Source organism: Pseudomonas matsuisoli (genome assembly GCF_014647635.1).
In the GTDB taxonomy this organism is placed as follows: Bacteria; Pseudomonadota; Gammaproteobacteria; order Pseudomonadales; family Pseudomonadaceae; genus Pseudomonas_P; species Pseudomonas_P matsuisoli.
Genome location: NZ_BMPO01000004.1, coordinates 214,329 through 232,777 on the forward strand (window position 1 = coordinate 214,329; position 18,449 = coordinate 232,777).

Below are 18,449 nucleotides of genomic sequence, written 5' to 3' on the forward strand. Positions count from 1 at the left end.
TGGTCATCCATCCACCCTTTCCCGCTGTCCGGCTGCTAGAATGCCGCGATGCTAAAAGACCCCGAACTTCTCATCGCTTCCCTGAACGATGCCCAGTGCCAGGCCGTCACGGCCCCGCTGGGGCGTCAACTCGTGCTGGCGGGTGCCGGCTCTGGCAAAACGCGCGTGCTTGTCCATCGCATTGCCTGGCTAAGGCTGACCGAAGGCGCCTCGCTGCATTCGATCCTGTCGGTGACCTTCACCAACAAGGCCGCCGCCGAGATGCGGCATCGCATCGAGCAGCTGCTGGGTGTGAGCCCTGCCGGCATGTGGGTCGGAACCTTCCACGGCCTTGCTCACCGATTGCTACGCGCACATTGGCAAGAAGCGAAGCTGGACCAGAACTTCCAGATTCTCGACTCCGATGACCAACAGCGTTTGGTCAAGCGCGTCATTCGCGAACTTGGCTTAGACGAACAACGCTGGCCTGCACGGCAGGCGCAGTGGTTCATCAACGGCCAAAAGGATGAGGGGCTGCGCCCGCAACACATTCAGGCAGGCGGGGATCTGTTCCTTGCGACGATGCGGCAGATCTACGAAGCCTACGAGGCGGCCTGTGCCCGCGCGGGGGTTATCGATTTCTCCGAGCTGCTACTACGCGCGCTGGACCTATGGCGCGACCACCCCAGCTTGCTGGAGCACTATCAGCGCCGCTTCCGCCATATCCTCGTCGATGAGTTCCAGGACACCAACTCGGTCCAGTACGCCTGGCTACGGTTGCTGGCTAAGGGCGGCGACAGCCTGATGGTGGTGGGCGACGATGACCAGTCCATCTACGGCTGGCGTGGCGCCAAGATTGAGAACATCCAGCAGTTCTGCGACGACTTCGCCGATGCCGTGACGATCCGCCTGGAACAGAATTACCGTTCCACCGCTTCCATCCTCAAAGCGGCCAATGCACTCATCGCCAATAACCAGGGCCGCCTCGGCAAGGAGTTGTGGACCGATGGCGGCGATGGCGAACCCATCTCGCTCTATGCCGGCTTCAACGAGCACGATGAAGCGCGTTACGTGGTGGAAGGCATCGAGCGCGGCATCAAGGAAGGCATGGCCCGCCAGGAAATGGCGATCCTCTATCGCTCCAACGCCCAATCCCGCGTACTGGAGGAAGCGTTGTTGCGGGAGAAGATTCCCTACCGGATTTACGGCGGCCAACGCTTCTTCGAGCGCGCCGAGATCAAGAACGCCATGGCGTACCTGCGCTTGATCCATCAGCGCGGTAATGACGCGGCACTCGAACGCGTGATCAACGTGCCGGCCCGCGGGATCGGCGAAAAAACAGTGGAAACGCTGCGTCAGTTTGCCCGTAGCCAGGAACTCTCGCTGTGGGCTGCGCTGCACCAGGCCGTGGGTACCAAGGTCGTCTCAGGCCGTGCGGCAGGTGCGTTGAATGGGTTCGTCGAGCTGATCGACACGTTGGCGTTGAAGGCCGAAGACATGCCGCTGCACAGCCGCGTGCAACTGGTCATAGAGCAATCGGGTCTGCTCGCCTATCACCGCGAAGAGAAGGGCGAGAAAGCTCAGGCCCGCGTGGAAAACCTTGAGGAACTGGTCTCCGCCGCGCGGGCGTTCGACAGTTATGAGGGCGAAGAGGGCGATGAAGAGCAGACCCCGCTGGCGGCGTTTCTCGATCACGCATCGCTCGAAGCGGGCGAGCGTCAAGCAGGCGAGCACGAGGACTGTGTCCAACTCATGACCCTGCACAGCGCAAAGGGTCTGGAGTTTCCGCTGGTATTCCTGGTGGGCATGGAAGAAGGCCTCTTCCCCCACAAGATGAGCCTGGAAGAGGCAGGCCGCCTCGAGGAAGAGCGGCGTCTGGCCTATGTCGGCATCACCCGTGCGATGCAGAAGCTGGTGGTGAGCTATGCGGAAACGCGGCGGCTGCATGGCAGCGAAACCTACAATAAGGTGTCGCGTTTCGTTCGCGAGATTCCGCCATCGCTGTTGCAAGAGGTGCGTCTGTCCAACAGCGTGAGCCGTCCTTACGCCGGTACACGCAGCACCGGCTCGATGTTCGCCAACGCAGAGGTACCGGAAACGGGTTACAGCCTTGGCCAGCGTGTTCGCCATCCGCTGTTCGGTGAAGGGGTCATTCTCAACTTCGAGGGCTCGGCCGCGCAGGCACGGGTGCAAGTGAATTTCGACGACGAAGGCAGCAAGTGGCTGATGGCCGCGTACGCCAAGCTCGAACCGCTATAGCGGTTCGTCGCGCGGGCGCGGACGTTGAACCGCATGCTTAGGGCGCGTTTTGAACATCAAGAGCCGCGGGTTGGCGCCCGCCCTACGGAGTTCAAGCGCCGTATCCGTAGCGCGGGTGCCAACCCGCATGCCCCAGGCGCATTTCGTACACCAAAGCCACCAGTTTCACCGCCCTATGTTCGAATCGATCCGCGATTGGATGAGCGGCGAGAGCAAAACCACGAAACACATCGTCTATGGTGTTCAACCCACGTCAGATGCACCATGACGCGCGAGTCATCAACCTACGGGAAATCCAGATGCAACGTTTTCTTAGCATCGCCTTGGCCATGTGCCTCGGCATGACCATGGCACTGGACGCACATGCCAAGCGCTTCGGCGGCGGCAAGTCGTTCGGTAACGCCCCGAGCCATCAACAGCGTCAAGCCACGCCGCCTGCCAATCAAAACCAGGCTGCCAATGCGCAACAACCCGGTCGCCAGACGCCCGCCGCGGGCGGTGCCTCGCGCTGGCTCGGCCCATTGGCGGGTCTTGCCGCTGGTGGTCTATTGGCGTCGATGTTCATGGGGGGTGCCTTCGAAGGCATCCAATTCATGGATATTCTGATTTTCGGCCTGATCGCGTTCCTGATCTTCCGCTTCCTTGCAGCGCGCCGTCGCCAGCAAGCGCAACAGCAGCCTGCCCCAGCAGGTGCGCCGTTCCAGCGCGAGGTGCACAACGAACAGCCGCAGGCCGCCAACCGCAACATTTTCGGCGGCGCCTTGGCTCCGAGCGCGGCAGCCGCACCTGCGATCAGCGCCCCAGCTTGGTTCAACGAAGAGCGCTTCCTGAGCGCTGCGCGTGAGCACTTCCTGTCCCTGCAGCAGCACTGGGATTCGAACGAGATGGACAAGATCAGCGAGTTCGTCACGCCGAAGATGCTCGACTTCCTCAAGCGTGAGCGCGCCGAATTGGGCGATGGCTATCAATCCACCTACATCGATGACCTCGCCGTTCAATTGGACGGTGTCGACGACGATGCCGAGAAAACAACCGCCACACTGACTTTCTCCGGCGTTTCGAAGACCTCGCGCTTCGACCAGGGAGAAGCCTTCAGCGAAAGCTGGCGCATGGAACGTGCCCAAGGCGAGAACCAGCCTTGGCTGGTGGCTGGTATCCGCCAGAACGGCTGATCCTAGCGATTGTTCAAGAAGAAACCCGGGCCCCGCCCGGGTTTTCTTTTTCGCCGACCGCCTGTTACAGCCGGCCACTCTCCGCTAGGCTTTTACAGGTATCGAACCTAACGGGAGGCGTTGTACGTGGAAGATGTCATCGAGCAGTTACGCGAACTGAACGAACCAGTTCCAGTGCCGCTGGAACTGCCTGACGAAGACTTGCTGGTGGAGATCGAGGAAGAGTTGCTGATCAACATGCCGCTCGAACTTCGTGAATTTTTGCTGACGGTAAGCGACGTCATCCATGGAAAATTGGAGCCGGTCACCGTCACCGACTCCCACTCCCACACCTATCTGCCGGAAGTAGCCGCCAACGCGTGGGATGCCGGCGTTCCCCGCGACCTCGTGCCCATTTGCCAAGACGGCCGCGATTACTACGTCGTCGATTTGGAAAACCAGGTGACGCTCTTCGATGGCGACAGCGGCGAAATGACAGACGAAAGCTGGGATTCCGTCTGGCACTGGGCGCGAGACGTCTGGTTGGAAAGCTGAACATTCGCAGGCTCTTGTAGCGCACAGGCGAACGTTATCGCGGGACGGGGCGCGGGCTCAGCCCAGCCGCGGGGCGCGCCAGGCAGCGCGTTCCGACGCACAGCTGCCCGGCGATTGACAAGCGCAAGGCTCAATCGCAATGTGTGCGAAAAACCGAACGAGGCGTTCAACATGACAGTCAGCGGTATCGCCGAGCAGGCTATCGACGTGCTGGCGGCGCGCGAGCGCCAGCGCTTTCTGGACGACAATCCGGCTTCCGTCGCCATGGCGAAGCGGGCTCGCCAATCGTTGTTCGACGGCGTACCCATGCACTGGATGAGCGACTGGTCCACGCCGGTACCACTGTTCATCGAACAGGCGCAGGGAAACCGCTTCACCGACCTCGACGGCCACGAGTACATCGATTTTTGCCTCGGTGATACCGGCTCTATGTTTGGTCACTCACCTGCCCCGATTGCCAAGGCTATCGCCGAACAAGCTGGTCGTGGCTTGACCACGATGCTGCCGGGCGAAGACGCCGTGGTCTGCGGTGAACTGTTGGCAGCGCGCTTCGGCCTGCCCTATTGGCAGTTCGCGACGACCGCGACCGACGCCAACCGCTTCGTCCTTCGTTGGGTCCGGGCGATTACCGGCCGTAAAGTCATTCTGGTGTTCGACGGTTGCTACCACGGCACCGTCGACGAAGCGATGGTGCGCTATCGGGATGGCCGTACCGTGCACCGAGCCGGCCTCATCGGCCAGGCTCGCAACCTCACCCAACACACGCGCGCCATTCCCTTCAACGACCTGCCCGCGCTCGAAGCGGCGCTTGCCCAGGGCGATATCGCTGCATTGCTCTGCGAACCAGCCATGACCAATATTGGCATGGTATTGCCCGATCCTGGTTTTTTGGAAAAAGCACGGGAATTGACGCGCCGCTACGGCTCGCTGATGGTCGTCGATGAAACGCATACCATCTCTACAGGGCCTGGCGGCTGTACGCGCGCTTGGAACTTGGAGCCGGATTTCCTGACGCTAGGCAAACCGGTCGCTGGCGGCGTGCCCTGCTCCGTCTACGGCTTTACCAGTGCGATGGCGCAGGCCATGCAATTGGCCCGCAAGCATGCGCAGGAGATGGTCCACGGTCATGGTCACAGCGGGATGGGCACCACGTTGTCCGCCAACGCCCTGGCCATGCATTGCGTACGGGCCAACCTCGAAGCCGTCATGACGGACGCCGCCTACGCGCACATGATTCCGATGGCCCAACGGCTAGCGTCCGGATTCCGGGACGTCATCGCTCGCCATGGTTTGGCATGGTCCGTCACCCAGCTGGGTGCGCGCTGCGAGATCCAATTCCGTGTGCAACCGCCCCGCAACGGCGCAGAAGCTGAGGCCGCGTTCCATGACAGCCTGCAAATGGCGCTGCACCTCTACCTCATCAACCGGGGCATCCTCATCACGCCGTTCCACAACATGACGCTTTGCTGTCCGGACACCCGAACCCCAGACATCGACCGGCTGCTGAGCACGTTGGACGATGCGTTGGGCGAGCTACGATCTCTTGCCGCTTGAGCCCGCGACCGCCGGCATACAAGGACTCGCTATGACCTTCGCCCAACCGCAGGAAGCATTGGACTTTCTTGCCGCGCACCCCGACGTGCGCCATGTCGAGCTGTTCATCATCGACGCCAATGGCGTACCTCGAGGCAAGCTGCTGCATCGCAACGAATTGCTGGCGATCTTCGAAAGTGGACGGCCATTACCGAGCACCATCCTGGGCCTTACGATCAATGGCGATGATGTCGACGAAACAGGCTTAGTCTGGGACGTGGGTGATGCCGATTGCTGGACCTATCCGCTACCCGGCAGCTTGCTGCTGCAACCTTGGCGCAGCGCACCAACCGGCCAGGTTCAAGTCAGCATGCACCCAAAGGCGGGCCAACCCGCGACACCAGCGGATCCACGCCACCTCCTGTCACGCGTGGTCGGCAGGCTGCAAGACGACGGTTATCACCCGGTCATGGCCACCGAGATCGAGTTTTACCTACTGGATCGCGAGCGCGGCGAAGGGGGCCGCCCCTACCCTGCGCGGCAAGCCAACGGACAGCGTCCCGGCGCGACCCAGGTGTATGGCGTGTACGAACTGGAGCAGCTCCAGCCATTCCTCGATGACCTTTATCACGCCTGCGAAATACAGGGGCTGCCCGCTCGCACGGCCATTTCCGAGTACGCGCCGGGGCAGGTGGAGATTACCCTGGAGCATCGCCACGATGCGCTGCAGGCGATGGACGAAGGCATTCGCTACAAGCGCTTGGTAAAAGGCGTCGCCAATGCCCAGGGGCTGCAAGCGTGCTTCATGGCCAAGCCCTTCGGTGACCTGGCCGGCAGCGGCCTGCACATGCACGTCAGCCTGGCGGATGACGAAGGCCGCAATCTTTACGCAAGCGAAGACGCGGCAGGTACACCGCTGCTTCGCCAGTCGATTGCCGGGATGATGGCAACCTTGCTCGACTCACTGGCGCTGTTCTGCCCCAACGCGAATTCCTATCGCCGATTCCAAGCCAACAGCTATGCGCCGCTGGCTCGAAGCTGGGGCATCAACAACCGCACCGTTTCATTCCGCGTCCCCGGCGGCGCGCCTACCAGCCGGCACATCGAACACCGGATTTGCGGCGCGGATGCCAATCCGTACCTGGCCGCAGCAGCCATTCTTGCAGGCACCCATCACGGCATTCGGCATCATTTGGACCCCGGCGCGCCGGTTCACGGTAACGGCTACGCACAAAACCATGATCCATTACCGACCGATTGGCTGACGGCGCTCGATGCACTGTCCGCCTCGCAATGGGCGAATGAGGCCTTCGGTGAGGACTTCCTGAAGGTCTATCTCGCCATCAAACGGCACGAGTATCGTCAATTCATGGGCGAAGTGAGTGAACAGGATTGGCGCTGGTATCTCACGAGCGCGTGACCTAGCGAGCCTTGGACAGCCCGTCCAATGAGCGTTGTCGATCGACGCCATGCTATTGATGGTCATCGGAAAGAGGCATGATGCGGTGACCGCCATCGCGCGGAGAGCTTCTCACTGATTTCCAAGGAACGCGACACATGGAACCGGGTAACGCCGAACTGACGATGACCGTCTTGATGACGCCGGACATGGCCAACTTTTCCGGCAATGTTCACGGCGGCACGCTGCTCAAATACATGGACGAAGTGGCGTACGCGTGCGCGAGCCGCTATGCGGGCTGCTACGTGGTGACGCTATCGGTCGATCAGGTCATGTTTCGCGAGCCGGTCCATGTGGGCGAACTGGTGACCTTCCTGGCCACGGTGAACTACACCGGACGCACGTCCATGGAGATCGGCATCAAGGTCATCACGGAGAACATCCAGGAACGCTCGGTTCGTCACACCAACAGCAGCTTCTTCACGATGGTGGCGGTCGACGAAGCCCGTCGGCCCATGGTGGTCCCGCCCCGTGAAACCACGACGCCCGACGAAAAGCGTCGTTTTGCGCAGGCCGCGCAGCGCCGCAAGATCCGGGAAGAATTGGAAGAACGCTACAAGCATCTCAAGACGAGCAACGACTGACGGGCTTCGCTTCGCGCCGCGATCAGCTAATCTACTCTGCATGGGCGTCCTGCCCGCTTGCTAGTCCACGGAGTTCGCTGTCCCATGTTCACCCTTGTCGATATGTCGTTGGTCATGCTGGCTGCCGCCTTCGGCGCCTGGTTATGGCACGGTCACGGTGTGCGCGAACGTGCCTATGCCTTGGTCAGCCAACAGTGCGCCCGGCAGAACCTTGAGCTCCTCGATGACAACGTCGCCTTCAAGCGCTTTGCCTGGGTCGCCGACGCCAAGGGTCGCAAGCGCTTCGCACGCATCTACGGCTTCGAATTCACAGTGACCGGCGAGCAGCGGCATCCCGGCAGCGTGACGCTGTTCGGCATGCATCTGGGACATATCGAATTTGCGCCCTACCCGTGCCCTGAACCTGCCGTGGATGAGCCTCCACCCATCGAGACGCAACGCAGTGCGCAAGTCATCCAGCTCTCGGATTGGCGCCGACAACACGGCACCGATACCGGCACGCGCGATCAGTCGCACTAGGGCCGGTCGGTTAACGCAGCAAGTAAGCGATAACCCTCTCGGCGGCCTTAGTAGGCCGCTCCTGCATGAAGCAATGCCCGCCGGCGACGAACTCGCGTGAGATGCGCGCGTTCATTGCGCACCAGCGGCGGGTCGCCCGATGAACGAACGGAAAACTGTGCTCGCCGACGAGCACATGCGTCGGCGTTTCGACCCGCGCCAACGCAGGCCACATCCGACGCGGTGAAGAGGCGAAGACTTCTGCCTCGCGCTCCGGCGTGCAGCATAGCGTTACGCCTTCACCGTCTTCCTTAAGCGCAAACCTGCCGTAGGCCTGCAAGGCCTCTTCCTGCCAGCCAGCGAACATGCCTCGCCCGCGTAGCGAAGCGACAGCGGTCTGTCGATCCGGCCAGTGACGACGCCGCCGTAGCGCCCTGCTCGCCAGCGTGTCGCGTCGATAGAGCTCCAAGACATCGCGGAGCGTCGCCAGGCCGACCAGCGTCGGGCTGAACAACACGGGATCCAACAGCAGCGCGCGGTTAAATAACGTAGGGTGTTCCGCCAGCATCAGCGCGCTCAGTACCCCACCAAAGCTGTGCCCCAAGGCATAGCGAGGGACACTGCCGAAGATGTCGCGACCGGCCCGAAATGCCTCGGTCGCCAATTGCGCGGAAGCATTCCAGCCAATGAACGCAGGCCCAGCATCACTGGCCCCGTGGCCTTGCGCATCGCACAACCAAAGGTCGAAGTGCTCTGCAAGGGGCTCCAGCATGGGCTCATAGGTTCGGCCACAGAAGCCATTTCCATGGAGAAAGTGCAGCAGCGGTTTGCCGGTAGGCTCACTGCGCCAGCCACGTAAGGTAAATCCCGCTGAACTCGGATGGGACCAGGGCATAAGGTTCATTGGCAACTACGGCGTACCTCTTGCGCATGAGGGTTGCTGAACCCTTCGGCAGGCGTCCAGTCCAGCGTGTAAACGGGCGGCGTCGAGACGCTTTTCGAAAATCAGTTCTATGCGCGAGTCACGCCGCCAAGCGCTCTCTTGCCACCGGCATGCGTCGCCTGCAAGCAGGTTGGCGGCATACCAACCGTTGTAGCCATGCACGATCGCCTTGGCCCGGCGATAGTCCAGCCCATCAAGCCAACGTTCCAATGCCGGCACATCGAACGTTTGGGAAGGATGAAAGCGCCAGCCTACGCTCCAGCCATCCGCCGTTTCGTGGGCCTGGCGAATGGGCTGCGATACGTCGCTCCACATCGTTGGCAACACTGCATTCACTTCCTTGGGAAGATCAACATCCACCTCCGTTGGTGCATGGTCAATGTGTGGCAGCAGTGAGGGATCGAGCCGTCCGTATTGCGTCCAGACCATAGGGGTGTCGAAACGGCCCTCTAGCCGTTCCCTCTCTGACCGAGGCACATCGTCCGCCTTGTTCATCACGATCAAGCCCGACTCGGATAGCCCTTGGGCATGGACGTCTGGCACGCGATCCCCCTGCGCAAGCGCCGCTGCATCCAAGACGGTCACCAACGGGTGCACGTCGAGCACCCCGAGCCAGGGCGCCTGACATAGCTGCCGAAGCAGTTGCAACGGATGACCCAGTCCTGACGGCTCGATGAACAACCGATGAGGCTTGGCTTTGCGAAGCAGGCGACCTAGCGCGACCTGGAACGGCACGCCGTTGACGCAACACAAACAGCCACCTGCAACTTCGGTGATATGGATGTGCGGATCGCCCACGTTCAGCAGGGCGGCATCCAGCCCGATCTGCCCGAACTCGTTGACCAGTACGGCCCAGCGTTCAGCGGCAGGCCGCTGCGCCAGAAGGTGCTGGATAAGGCTCGTCTTGCCTGCGCCGAGCGGGCCACCGATGATATGCGTCGGGATATGGGACAGCATGGATGCAGAGGACCGTCAGGGGCTTCACGTCTCTGCACGCTGCCACGTCCCCGGCCACCTTTCAACTCTGGAGACGCGTGACCATGAGAATTGCCTTGCTGCTGATCGCAATGGCCTTGTCCGGACAGGCAATGGCCGAGGCGTGCATCATTCGCAGCCAAGCGGAACGTCTCGATGTGAAGCTGTGCCAGCAAAACCGGACGATCCCGCCGAATCTCTTCAGGAATGGCTTTTGTCAGCCGCAATTGCGCGGGCAGAAAGTGTCGGTGGAATACGTCGAGATGTGCCCGCAAGGTGCGTTCGGGGTTTGCCGCGATGCAAAGATCGCCGGCGCCGACTACCGGCAGGACATTCACTATTACGGCGTTGCGACAGATGCGACTTATTTGAAGCCTGCCTGCGAGCGACAGAGCCAGGGTAACTGGATGGGGCAGTGAAAACTGTTCCACGTGGAACAATTAGCGCGTTTACTGGCGTGGGATCCCGTAGGGCTTTTTAAACGCTTGGTGGTGAGCGAATGACACGGCGATGTCGCTGGTTTGGGTAGCGCCTGCGCCTTATGTAGGGGCGACCTTCAGTCGCCTTCGCGACTAAAGTCGCCCCTACAAGGACGTAACATGGAATCTCGCAGGGCTTGCACCGGATGCCGCGAGGTGGCTAGGAATATGTCGCGAGGTGGACAGTGGATTACGCGACTATGTGGCTAATCCACCCTACGGCTCGGTATTCATCGCCGCCTTCTGCAAAGGTCTTAACGGGCCGGTTTGAGATCGCCGCAATCCGCCGAGACCCAACGGCCGCGGTAATCCATGCTGCCCTGCTGGGGTCCTGCGCCTTGTACCGTGAATTGGCCTTTCACGTGACTGACGAATTCTTGATCGTTGAGGATTTCCGCTGTGCCTTCGCCTTGGGCTTGTGGGCACTGGAACGTAAATGCCCACTTGCCGCCGCTTCGGTCCGTGACCTGCTGGCTGCAGTCCTGACCTTGGTCATGCAGCATCAACGTATCGCGCTGCACCTGCTTTTCACTAAGGCACACGCGCATGCCCTTGTTGCCCAATGCCATACCCTGCCGGGCAAGTACGTCTTCCATGCGTTGTTTCTGTTCAGGCGGTAACGAACCGATCTGCTGCATCAGGCTGTCCAGGCTCGGGACTTGCTGCCCGCTGATCTGCATGTTGGACGTGGACATTTCCCATAGACCGGGGCGTACGATCTGTTCGGCCTGCGCGACGGTGGACAGGGCTAACGCAGCGACGGCGAGTGAAAGATGGAATTTCATGCAGGGCTCCTGAGGGCAGAATATAGGCTTTGAGCGTTAGAACCCCTCGCCCGTTCAGCCGCCGCTCCGCCGTGCTTACGCGGCGTAACAATCAAACGGGTGAAGGGGTGGGACACGGCCCGCCCCCCTCAGTCGACGCAATACCCTCTCGTCGACGTTTACCGCAACCGCCCCTACCGCTGGCCCTCAACTTCGCAACTCCACAACTCCACCGCAGGCTGACTGGCGGTAGGCGGGCCCAGCCAGCGACTCAACGGATGGCATTCCGCGCCGTCGCATAGCTGGTAGTCTCCAGCTTCGGGCGTCCTTCCCAGCCGCAAGGGTTGCAACGCTGGCATTGCCCGTCGGTAATGCCAAGCGCCGTCATGCAGCACGGCGCCATCGGGAATTTCCATTCCAGCGCCCGTGCCCCGTACCCGCGCCTCCTGAAGCAGCACGCCTTCAGGTGTCACCTCATAGTCCTCCTCCCAGCGGATTTTCTCGATCGTGTGGTTCCATGCCAAGGTAAAGGCAGGCAGGGGCAGTTGCGCCCAAACGGCCCCTGCCAGCCCGAGACACAGACCGATCATGCCGCTGCGGCGGATACACGACGATGACGCAGGTAATGCGCACCGAAGAACACCGCGGCCAGCAGGAACCCGATCTCATCGGTGAGCGGTGCCGCCATGACCAGCATCACACCGGCAGCGGCCGCAAGCAGTCGCTCGAGCACGCCCATGCGCTGCTGGAACTGCCCTACGACCGCACTACCCCACAGACACACCGCAAGCGCTGCCTTGAACAGCATGTACAACGTGGCGAGCCAGGAGTCTCCCTGCATCATCAACGCAGGATCGTAGACCGCCATGAACGGTACGACGAACCCGGCTGCAGCAATACGCACCGCCCAGAGACTGATCTTGAAGCCACTCTCCCGCGCAATAGGCGCCGCCGCAAAGCAGGCTAATGCTACTGGAGGCGTTAGGTCCGCCATGAGGCCGAAATAGAACACGAACATGTGCGATACCAGCAGCGGTACGCCGAGCTCCAGCAACGCCGGCGCGGCGATCGCACTGGTGATGATGTAGTTGGGAATCGTCGGTATGCCCATGCCAAGAACCAAGCACGTCAGCATCGTCAGTACCAGCGACAGGAACAGGTTGTCCTGGCCGATCGCCAAGATGTAACCGGCGAATGTCGTCGCGATACCTGTCAGCGAAACCACGCCGATGATCACCCCCACCAAGGCGCAAGCGATCCCGACGGGCACCGCATGGCGCGCGCCCTCGACGAGGGCATGCAGGCAAATGACTAGCGTCTCGCGGCCGCCTTTGACGAACCAGCAGCCGGCCACCAATGCGCCAATTACCATGAACACGACGCCAATGCCGAGCTGGAAAAAGCCCGCGCAAAGCACACCCAATGCGATCCAGAACGCGAAGCGCAACGCGCGTGAAGACACCCGCAAGATCAGCGCCGAGCCCAGGATCACGATTGCCGTTAGCGCAAGGCCCACCGTTCCGGAGAACATCGGCGTGCGTCCGGAGAACAGCAGGTACACCAGCACCACCAGGGGAATGAGCAGGAACCAGTTTTGCTTTACCGCCCCCCAGGCGCTTGGGCATTGGTCCTTTGGCAAACCGCGGAGATTCTGCCGTTTTGCTTCGAGATGGACGATCCAGAACACCGAACCGAAATACAACAGTGCCGGAATCAATGCAGCCTTGGCCACTTCCACATAGGGCACGTTGATTGTTTCGGCCATGATGAACGCCACCGCACCCATCACCGGCGGCATAATCTGGCTACCCATGCTCGACGTCGCCTCGACCGCCCCGGCGAACGCCGGGCGGTAGCCGAAGCGCTTCATCAGCGGGATCGTGAACTGCCCGGTCGTGACCACGTTGGCGACGCCCGAACCCGTGATGGTGCCCATCAGCGCGGAGGACGCCACCGAGACTTTCGCCGGCCCGCCAAGCTTGTGCCCAAAAAGGCCCATTGAGAAGTCGGTGAACAACTTGATCATGCCCGCCTGCTCGAGAAACGCACCGAACAGGATGAACAGAAAGATGTACGTGGCCGACACGTAGGTCGGCGTGCCATAGAACCCTTCGGTCCCGAAGGCGAGCTGATTGACGATCTGATCGAAGCCGTAGCCGCGATGCGCGAGATCGCCGGGGAGGTATTCGCCGAACAAGCCATACAACAGGAACAGCCCGCAGATGACCGGCAGCGCGATCCCCATGACGCGCCGGGCCGCTTCGAAGATCAGCACCATCAGCAGGATTCCCACCACGAAGTCAGCGGTGGTCAGGTCGCCCGAACGCTGGATCAGGTCGGCCTCGAAATACCATTGGTAAAGCGCGGTCCCCAGCCCTGCGAGCGCCAGGACCCAGGCCGCCGGTTGCCAGGGTCGCGACTTGCCGTAAGCGGGAAAGGCGAGAAAGACGAGCATCAGCAGAAAGCCGACGTGACCTGCGCGAAGTACCTGGCTGGAAACGGGATGAAAGGCTGCGGTGATGATCTGGTAGATGGAAAAGGCCAGCGCGACGAAGAACAGCGCCTTCGGCCAATCGCCAGGCTTCGTTTCCAAACCCTGTTGCGGATCGTTCATGAAATGTACCCCGAGTATTCGCCCATGCCATGAGGGCACCTCCAAAAACCACCTGCGTTTTAGAGGTGTCCCTGACGGGGCGGGAACCGAGCGGCCTGGAACGGCCGCGCGGTGGATCAAGGAGCGGGCGTCGTGGCGCCCGCCGCGACGCTATGCGATCAGAGCGCGCCCACTTCTTTGTAATAACGCTCGGCACCGGGATGCAGCGGGATGGGCAGATTCTTGGCCGCGCTCTCGACCTTGATGTCCTTGGTTGCCGAGTGCGAGTTGGCAAGGCGCGGCAGGTTCTCAAACATCAGCTTGGTCATGAGGTACGCCGTCTCGTCATCGACCTTCTCGCTCGTCACCAGGATGTTCATGATCGCGACCGTAGGCACATCGTCGGTCTGTCCGTCGTAGGTGTCTTTCGGGATGTTCATCGGCATGTACACCGGGTTACCGATCTTCTCCACGACGTCAGCCGGGACCGAGACGAAGCTGAGCTTCATGGTCGACGCCAGGTCGCGGATGGACGCCTGCCCCAGACCAGACGACTGCAACGTGGCATCGAGTTGGCGGTTCTTGATCAGCTCGACAGATTCCGCGAACGGCATGTACTCGACCGCCCCCATGTCCTTGTAGCTCAAGCCCGCGGCCTTGAAGATCGCCCGCGCATTGAGCTCGGTACCCGATTTAGGCGCTCCCACCGAAATACGCTTACCTTTAAGATCCTCCAGCGTCTTGATGCCGGACTCCTCGCTCGCCACGATCTGAATGTAGTTTGGGTAGATGCCGGCGATGGCGCGGATGGATTTCAGCGGCTTCGGAAAGCCCGCGTCTGCGACGCCATTCCAGGCGTCCGACACCGAGTCGCCCAGGGAAAACGCGAGTTCGCCGCGCCCGGACGCCAACAGGTTAAGGTTTTCCACCGACGCCTTGGTGGCTTGAACGGACGTCTTGGCGCCATCGATGCCAGAGCCGTAGATCTGCGAAAGCGCAACACCCACTGGGTAGTACACACCGCTGGTGCCGCCAGTCAGGACATTGATGAAGGTAGGCGCCGCAATAACGGCGGTGCTGGCACTGAAGGCAGCGGCAGCAGCGATGAGAGACAGACGCTTAGTCAAGCGCATGGGTGAATCTCCTTTTTTATTGGATTTATCGAGCAGGAAGGCTCACTAGCCCAAGGACGTTAGCACGCCCTATGCCAGCTATTGCAGATATCGTCCTAGAGGCCTCGCTGTAGTCCCGCACGCGCGGAATAAGCGGATATCCGCTTATTCCGCGCGCCTGGATCGGCGATATTCCGCTTATTCGTCAGAGCCATCGGCGCTGCGGTAATCACTGCGATTGAGGCCATGGCGCTGCATTTTCTCGTTCAGCGTGCGCCGCGGAATGGCGAGTACTTCCATGACCGCAGTGATGTTGCCCCGGTGCTGCGCCAACGCATCATGCAGGCATTGCGCTTCGAATGCCTCTACCCGCGCGGCAAGCGTCGAGCCGGTGCGGTCCGTGTCCTCCGCCGTGGAAAGACCGAGCGCATGACGCTCCGCGGCGTTGACCAACTCACGCACGTTGCCTGGCCAATCATGTGCCATGAGCCGATTCAACGTACCCGCGCGCACTGGCTGCGGATCGCGTCCATGGCGCCGTGCGGCATCGGTGAGGAAATGCTCGAACAGCAGCGGAATATCCTCACGCCGCTCGCGCAACGGTGGAATCCGTAACTCCGCGACATTGAGCCGATAGAGTAGATCCTCGCGGAAACGCCCCTGCCGGGCTTCTTCGGCCAGGTCCGGCTTGGCTGCGCTGACGACCCGGAGATCGACCCGGATGCTCTGGTTCGAGCCGAGCCGTTCCAGGGTACGGTCCTGGATGACCCGCAACAGCTTCACCTGCTGCGAAATGGGCATGCTCTCGACCTCATCGAGAAACAGCGTGCCGCGGTCCGCGTATTCGATCCGTCCAACACGACGCGCCGCCGCCCCGGTGAACGCCCCGCTTTCATGGCCGAACAGCTCACTTTCGAAAATAGTCTCGGGGATCGCCGCGCAATTTAGCGCCACGAATGGGCCGCTCGCGCGCGTACCGAGTTCATGCAGGCACCGGGCGACCTGCTCCTTGCCGCTTCCAGTTTCACCTCGGATCAACACGTTCACCGAGGTCGGCGCGAGCTCCGCCACTTGCCGGCGCAATACCTCCATCGCCGGGGAAATGCCCAATAGCTGGGTCTCGATCAAGCCCATCTCGGACACCCGCTGGCGCAAGCGACGGTTCTCCAGCACCAGACGTCGCTTGTCCTGGGCCCGCTTGTAGCTCTCCAACAGGCGTTCAGGGGTAAAGGGTTTCTCGACGAAGTCGTAGGCACCCTGCCGTAGGGCCTGCACGGCCATCGGCACATCCCCATGACCGGTCACGACGATGACGGGGAGGTCCGGATCAATGTCCATCAGTGCATGCAACAGCGCGAAACCATCACGACCCGGCATACGGACATCGGTGATCACCACGCCGGCAAAGTCGGCGTCGATGACCGGCAGCGCCTGGTCCACGCTCGCAAACGTACGAACCCTCACCCCGGAAAGCTCCAACCATTGGCGAACGGCGTCGCGGATGGCGCCCTCGTCGTCGACGAATATCACTTCACCGTTCATGCAAGCTCCCCTTCATGCAGGCCCCCTGCAGGGCTGTAGGTACACGCTGGAAGACGCAGTGTGAAGCAGGCGCCCTGTACGCCGTTGCCTGCTTCGAGCGCCCCCCCAAATTCACGCACGATGGCGTAGGACACCGCCAACCCTAGGCCGAGGCCTTCGCCGACCGGTTTGGTGGTGAAGAACGGATCGAACACGTGCGGCAAGTGCTCAGGCGCGATGCCGGGGCCGCTGTCTTCGATCTGCAGTTGCCAGAAGTCGTCGACCTGCGTGGCGCGAAGCTGCAAACGGCGTGGCGATACGGAGCGCATGGCATCCAGCGCGTTATGCAGCAGATTGAGCAGCACTTGCTCGAGTCGAATGGAGTCGCCCAGCACGCACGCGGACGGCTCGAGTCCCATGACAATCTCGACCTCATCCCGGCGTATGCGCGGTTCGAGCAGCGCGAGCGCCTGGTCGATAACATGATTCAGTGTGAGCCGCTCGCGCAACCCGCCTGGACTCTTACGGGCGAAGGTCTTCAGGTGAGTCGTCAGGGACGACATGCGCACGAGCAGCCCATCGATCTGCTGCACGCTGCTACGCGCCTGCTCGTAGCGTCCCCCATCGAGCAACAGCCGCAGCGATCCGAGCTGGACGTGCATGGCCGTCAGCGGTTGGTTGATCTCATGCGCCAATGCCGCGGACATTTGCCCAAGTGCTGCCATCTTCGCGGCCTGCACCAGCTCCTCCTGCGCCGTGCGCAGTTCGGCCGTCCGTGCTTCGACCAATTCTTCGAGTTCGGCTCGATTGCGGGCCTGCAGTCGTTGGTTCTTACGGCGCTGGTAGAGGTAAAGCAGCAGGAACGCCAGTGTTAACCACATGGCGGCGGTGGCTAAGCGGTAGGTGGTCCGCAGGGCATTCGCACCTCGGGGTTCGAGCAGCAGATGAAGCTCCCAGCCCTCCTCCGGCAAGCGATGCCGCTGCCAAACGTATTGCGCAGCACCACCGGAGGCGTCGACTTCGCTGAGAGTCGCGTTATCACCAAGCTGGCGGACGACGCGATTGGGCAATGGCTTAAGCGTCTCGCGCGCGTATTTGCGCGCATCCGCGATACGTTGCTGATCTGCCTGCGACAGCGCACCGACATAGCCAAAGCGCCAACCGGGCCGATTGGAGAGGATCACGATGCCGTGGTTGTCGGTCACCAGCAGCACCCCGTCCTGATGCAGCCATTCCCGTTGCAGCTCTTCGAGCTCCAGCTTCAGCACGAGGACCCCTAGGATCGCGCCATCCTCGTCTTTGACGACATGCGAAAGAAAATAGCCGGGCACCCCCGTGGTCACGCCCACCGCGAAATAACGACCGGAGCCGTGCGTGCGGGCCGCCTGAAAGTAAGGCCGAAAGTTGTAGTCATGCCCAACGAAACTGGAGGGCTCGTCCCAGTTGCTCGCCGCACGCGTGATGCCATTGGCGTCCAGCAGATAAAGCACCGCCGAGCCGCCGGTCTTGTTCAGCGTATGCAGCCGCAGGTTGAGCCGATGGAGCCGCGCGTGGTCCTCGGGTTGGCGCAGCGCCTCGTGGATATCGCTGTCCAACGCGAGCAGCGCGGGCACCGCACGATAACGCTCCACGAGGATATGGATGTTCTGCGCATAGAGTTGCAGTTGTGCGCGCGCTTCGTCGCGGCGCTCTTCCAGCAACTGCTGCTGCGCGTAGCGATCAGCGATCCCAAGGCTCAGCAACAACCCGATGCTGACCAACGACACGCACGCCCATACGAAGGGTCGCCGGGGGGTACTCGGCATGATCGTTCCATTTCTTATTGTTCAATCGGAGCATCCTAGTGCGGCGCCATGGGGTTTGACTACAACGCCGCCGCGCCGATGGGAACGGTGGATTACGTCGAATAAGTGGAAGATTCGTATCCGCGATCGCCAGCAAGCTGGCTCCTACAGCGTATGGCGGCGTGCCTACCTTTGCTGTAGGAGCCAGCCGGGCCGCGATCAGTTTGCTGGCGATCATGATGACGATAACGAAACGCACC

Annotated in this window: 16 protein-coding genes; 8 read left to right on the forward strand and 8 right to left on the reverse strand. The window is 61.5% G+C overall.

Annotated elements, in window-relative coordinates:
• Nucleotides 1-48 precede the first annotated feature (48 nt).
• The 7 genes from uvrD (at nucleotide 49) to IEY47_RS10340 (ending at nucleotide 8,039) form a co-directional block, all read left to right on the forward strand.
• Complete coding sequence (gene uvrD / locus IEY47_RS10310; protein ID WP_188983141.1) at nucleotides 49-2,238, forward strand: DNA helicase II; 2,190 nt, start codon at nucleotides 49-51, stop codon at nucleotides 2,236-2,238.
• Nucleotides 2,239-2,537: 299 nt separating this feature from the next.
• Nucleotides 2,538-3,410 carry a Tim44 domain-containing protein gene (locus IEY47_RS10315; protein ID WP_188983142.1) on the forward strand — a complete coding sequence of 291 codons (873 nt, stop codon included), beginning with the start codon at nucleotides 2,538-2,540 and terminating at the stop codon, nucleotides 3,408-3,410.
• 126 nt (nucleotides 3,411-3,536) lie between these two features.
• Complete coding sequence (locus IEY47_RS10320; RefSeq protein ID WP_188983143.1) at nucleotides 3,537-3,944, forward strand: SMI1/KNR4 family protein; 408 nt, start codon at nucleotides 3,537-3,539, stop codon at nucleotides 3,942-3,944.
• Nucleotides 3,945-4,115: 171 nt separating this feature from the next.
• Nucleotides 4,116-5,498: an aspartate aminotransferase family protein gene (locus tag IEY47_RS10325; protein WP_188983144.1), complete on the forward strand. Its 1,383-nt coding sequence runs from the start codon at nucleotides 4,116-4,118 to the stop codon at nucleotides 5,496-5,498.
• A gap of 31 nt (nucleotides 5,499-5,529) precedes the next feature.
• A complete protein-coding gene (locus IEY47_RS10330; protein ID WP_188983145.1) occupies nucleotides 5,530-6,897 on the forward strand; it encodes a glutamine synthetase family protein in 1,368 nt (455 codons plus the stop codon).
• A gap of 137 nt (nucleotides 6,898-7,034) precedes the next feature.
• A complete protein-coding gene (locus IEY47_RS10335; protein ID WP_188983146.1) occupies nucleotides 7,035-7,520 on the forward strand; it encodes an acyl-CoA thioesterase in 486 nt (161 codons plus the stop codon).
• Between the two features lie 84 nt (nucleotides 7,521-7,604).
• Nucleotides 7,605-8,039: a DUF3301 domain-containing protein gene (locus IEY47_RS10340; RefSeq protein WP_188983147.1), complete on the forward strand. Its 435-nt coding sequence runs from the start codon at nucleotides 7,605-7,607 to the stop codon at nucleotides 8,037-8,039.
• A 10-nt stretch (nucleotides 8,040-8,049) separates the two neighbouring features.
• On the opposite strand, the gene IEY47_RS10345 is transcribed toward IEY47_RS10340, so the two are convergent.
• The gene (locus tag IEY47_RS10345; protein WP_188983148.1) at nucleotides 8,050-8,922 is read right to left on the reverse strand and encodes an alpha/beta fold hydrolase; all 873 of its coding nucleotides are present in this window, start codon (nucleotides 8,920-8,922) and stop codon (nucleotides 8,050-8,052) included.
• A gap of 6 nt (nucleotides 8,923-8,928) precedes the next feature.
• Nucleotides 8,929-9,918, reverse strand: coding sequence for a CobW family GTP-binding protein (locus IEY47_RS10350; RefSeq protein ID WP_188983149.1), 990 nt, complete (start codon nucleotides 9,916-9,918; stop codon nucleotides 8,929-8,931).
• Nucleotides 9,919-10,001: 83 nt separating this feature from the next.
• Here IEY47_RS10350 and IEY47_RS10355 point away from each other — a divergent pair, with 83 nt between their 5' ends.
• Nucleotides 10,002-10,355, forward strand: coding sequence for an NADH:ubiquinone oxidoreductase (locus tag IEY47_RS10355; RefSeq protein ID WP_188983150.1), 354 nt, complete (start codon nucleotides 10,002-10,004; stop codon nucleotides 10,353-10,355).
• 314 nt (nucleotides 10,356-10,669) lie between these two features.
• Here IEY47_RS10355 and IEY47_RS10360 read toward each other — a convergent pair whose 3' ends face one another.
• The 6 genes from IEY47_RS10360 to mifS all read right to left on the reverse strand — a co-directional run bounded on the left by IEY47_RS10360 (nucleotide 10,670) and on the right by mifS (nucleotide 18,210).
• Nucleotides 10,670-11,200: a DUF3617 domain-containing protein gene (locus IEY47_RS10360; protein WP_188983151.1), complete on the reverse strand. Its 531-nt coding sequence runs from the start codon at nucleotides 11,198-11,200 to the stop codon at nucleotides 10,670-10,672.
• Between the two features lie 173 nt (nucleotides 11,201-11,373).
• Complete coding sequence (locus IEY47_RS10365; RefSeq protein ID WP_188983152.1) at nucleotides 11,374-11,769, reverse strand: DUF1850 domain-containing protein; 396 nt, start codon at nucleotides 11,767-11,769, stop codon at nucleotides 11,374-11,376.
• Complete coding sequence (locus IEY47_RS10370; protein ID WP_188983153.1) at nucleotides 11,766-13,793, reverse strand: TRAP transporter permease; 2,028 nt, start codon at nucleotides 13,791-13,793, stop codon at nucleotides 11,766-11,768. The genes IEY47_RS10365 and IEY47_RS10370 overlap by 4 nt, the downstream gene beginning before the upstream one ends.
• Nucleotides 13,794-13,951: 158 nt before the next feature.
• Complete coding sequence (locus tag IEY47_RS10375; RefSeq protein ID WP_188983154.1) at nucleotides 13,952-14,905, reverse strand: TAXI family TRAP transporter solute-binding subunit; 954 nt, start codon at nucleotides 14,903-14,905, stop codon at nucleotides 13,952-13,954.
• Nucleotides 14,906-15,082: 177 nt separating this feature from the next.
• Entirely contained in the window at nucleotides 15,083-16,426 is a 1,344-nt protein-coding gene (locus IEY47_RS10380; protein WP_188983155.1) for a sigma-54-dependent transcriptional regulator, read from the reverse strand.
• The gene (mifS, locus tag IEY47_RS10385; RefSeq protein WP_188983156.1) at nucleotides 16,423-18,210 is read right to left on the reverse strand and encodes a sensor histidine kinase; all 1,788 of its coding nucleotides are present in this window, start codon (nucleotides 18,208-18,210) and stop codon (nucleotides 16,423-16,425) included. Before mifS ends, IEY47_RS10380 begins: the two co-directional genes overlap by 4 nt.
• Nucleotides 18,211-18,449 lie beyond the last annotated feature (239 nt).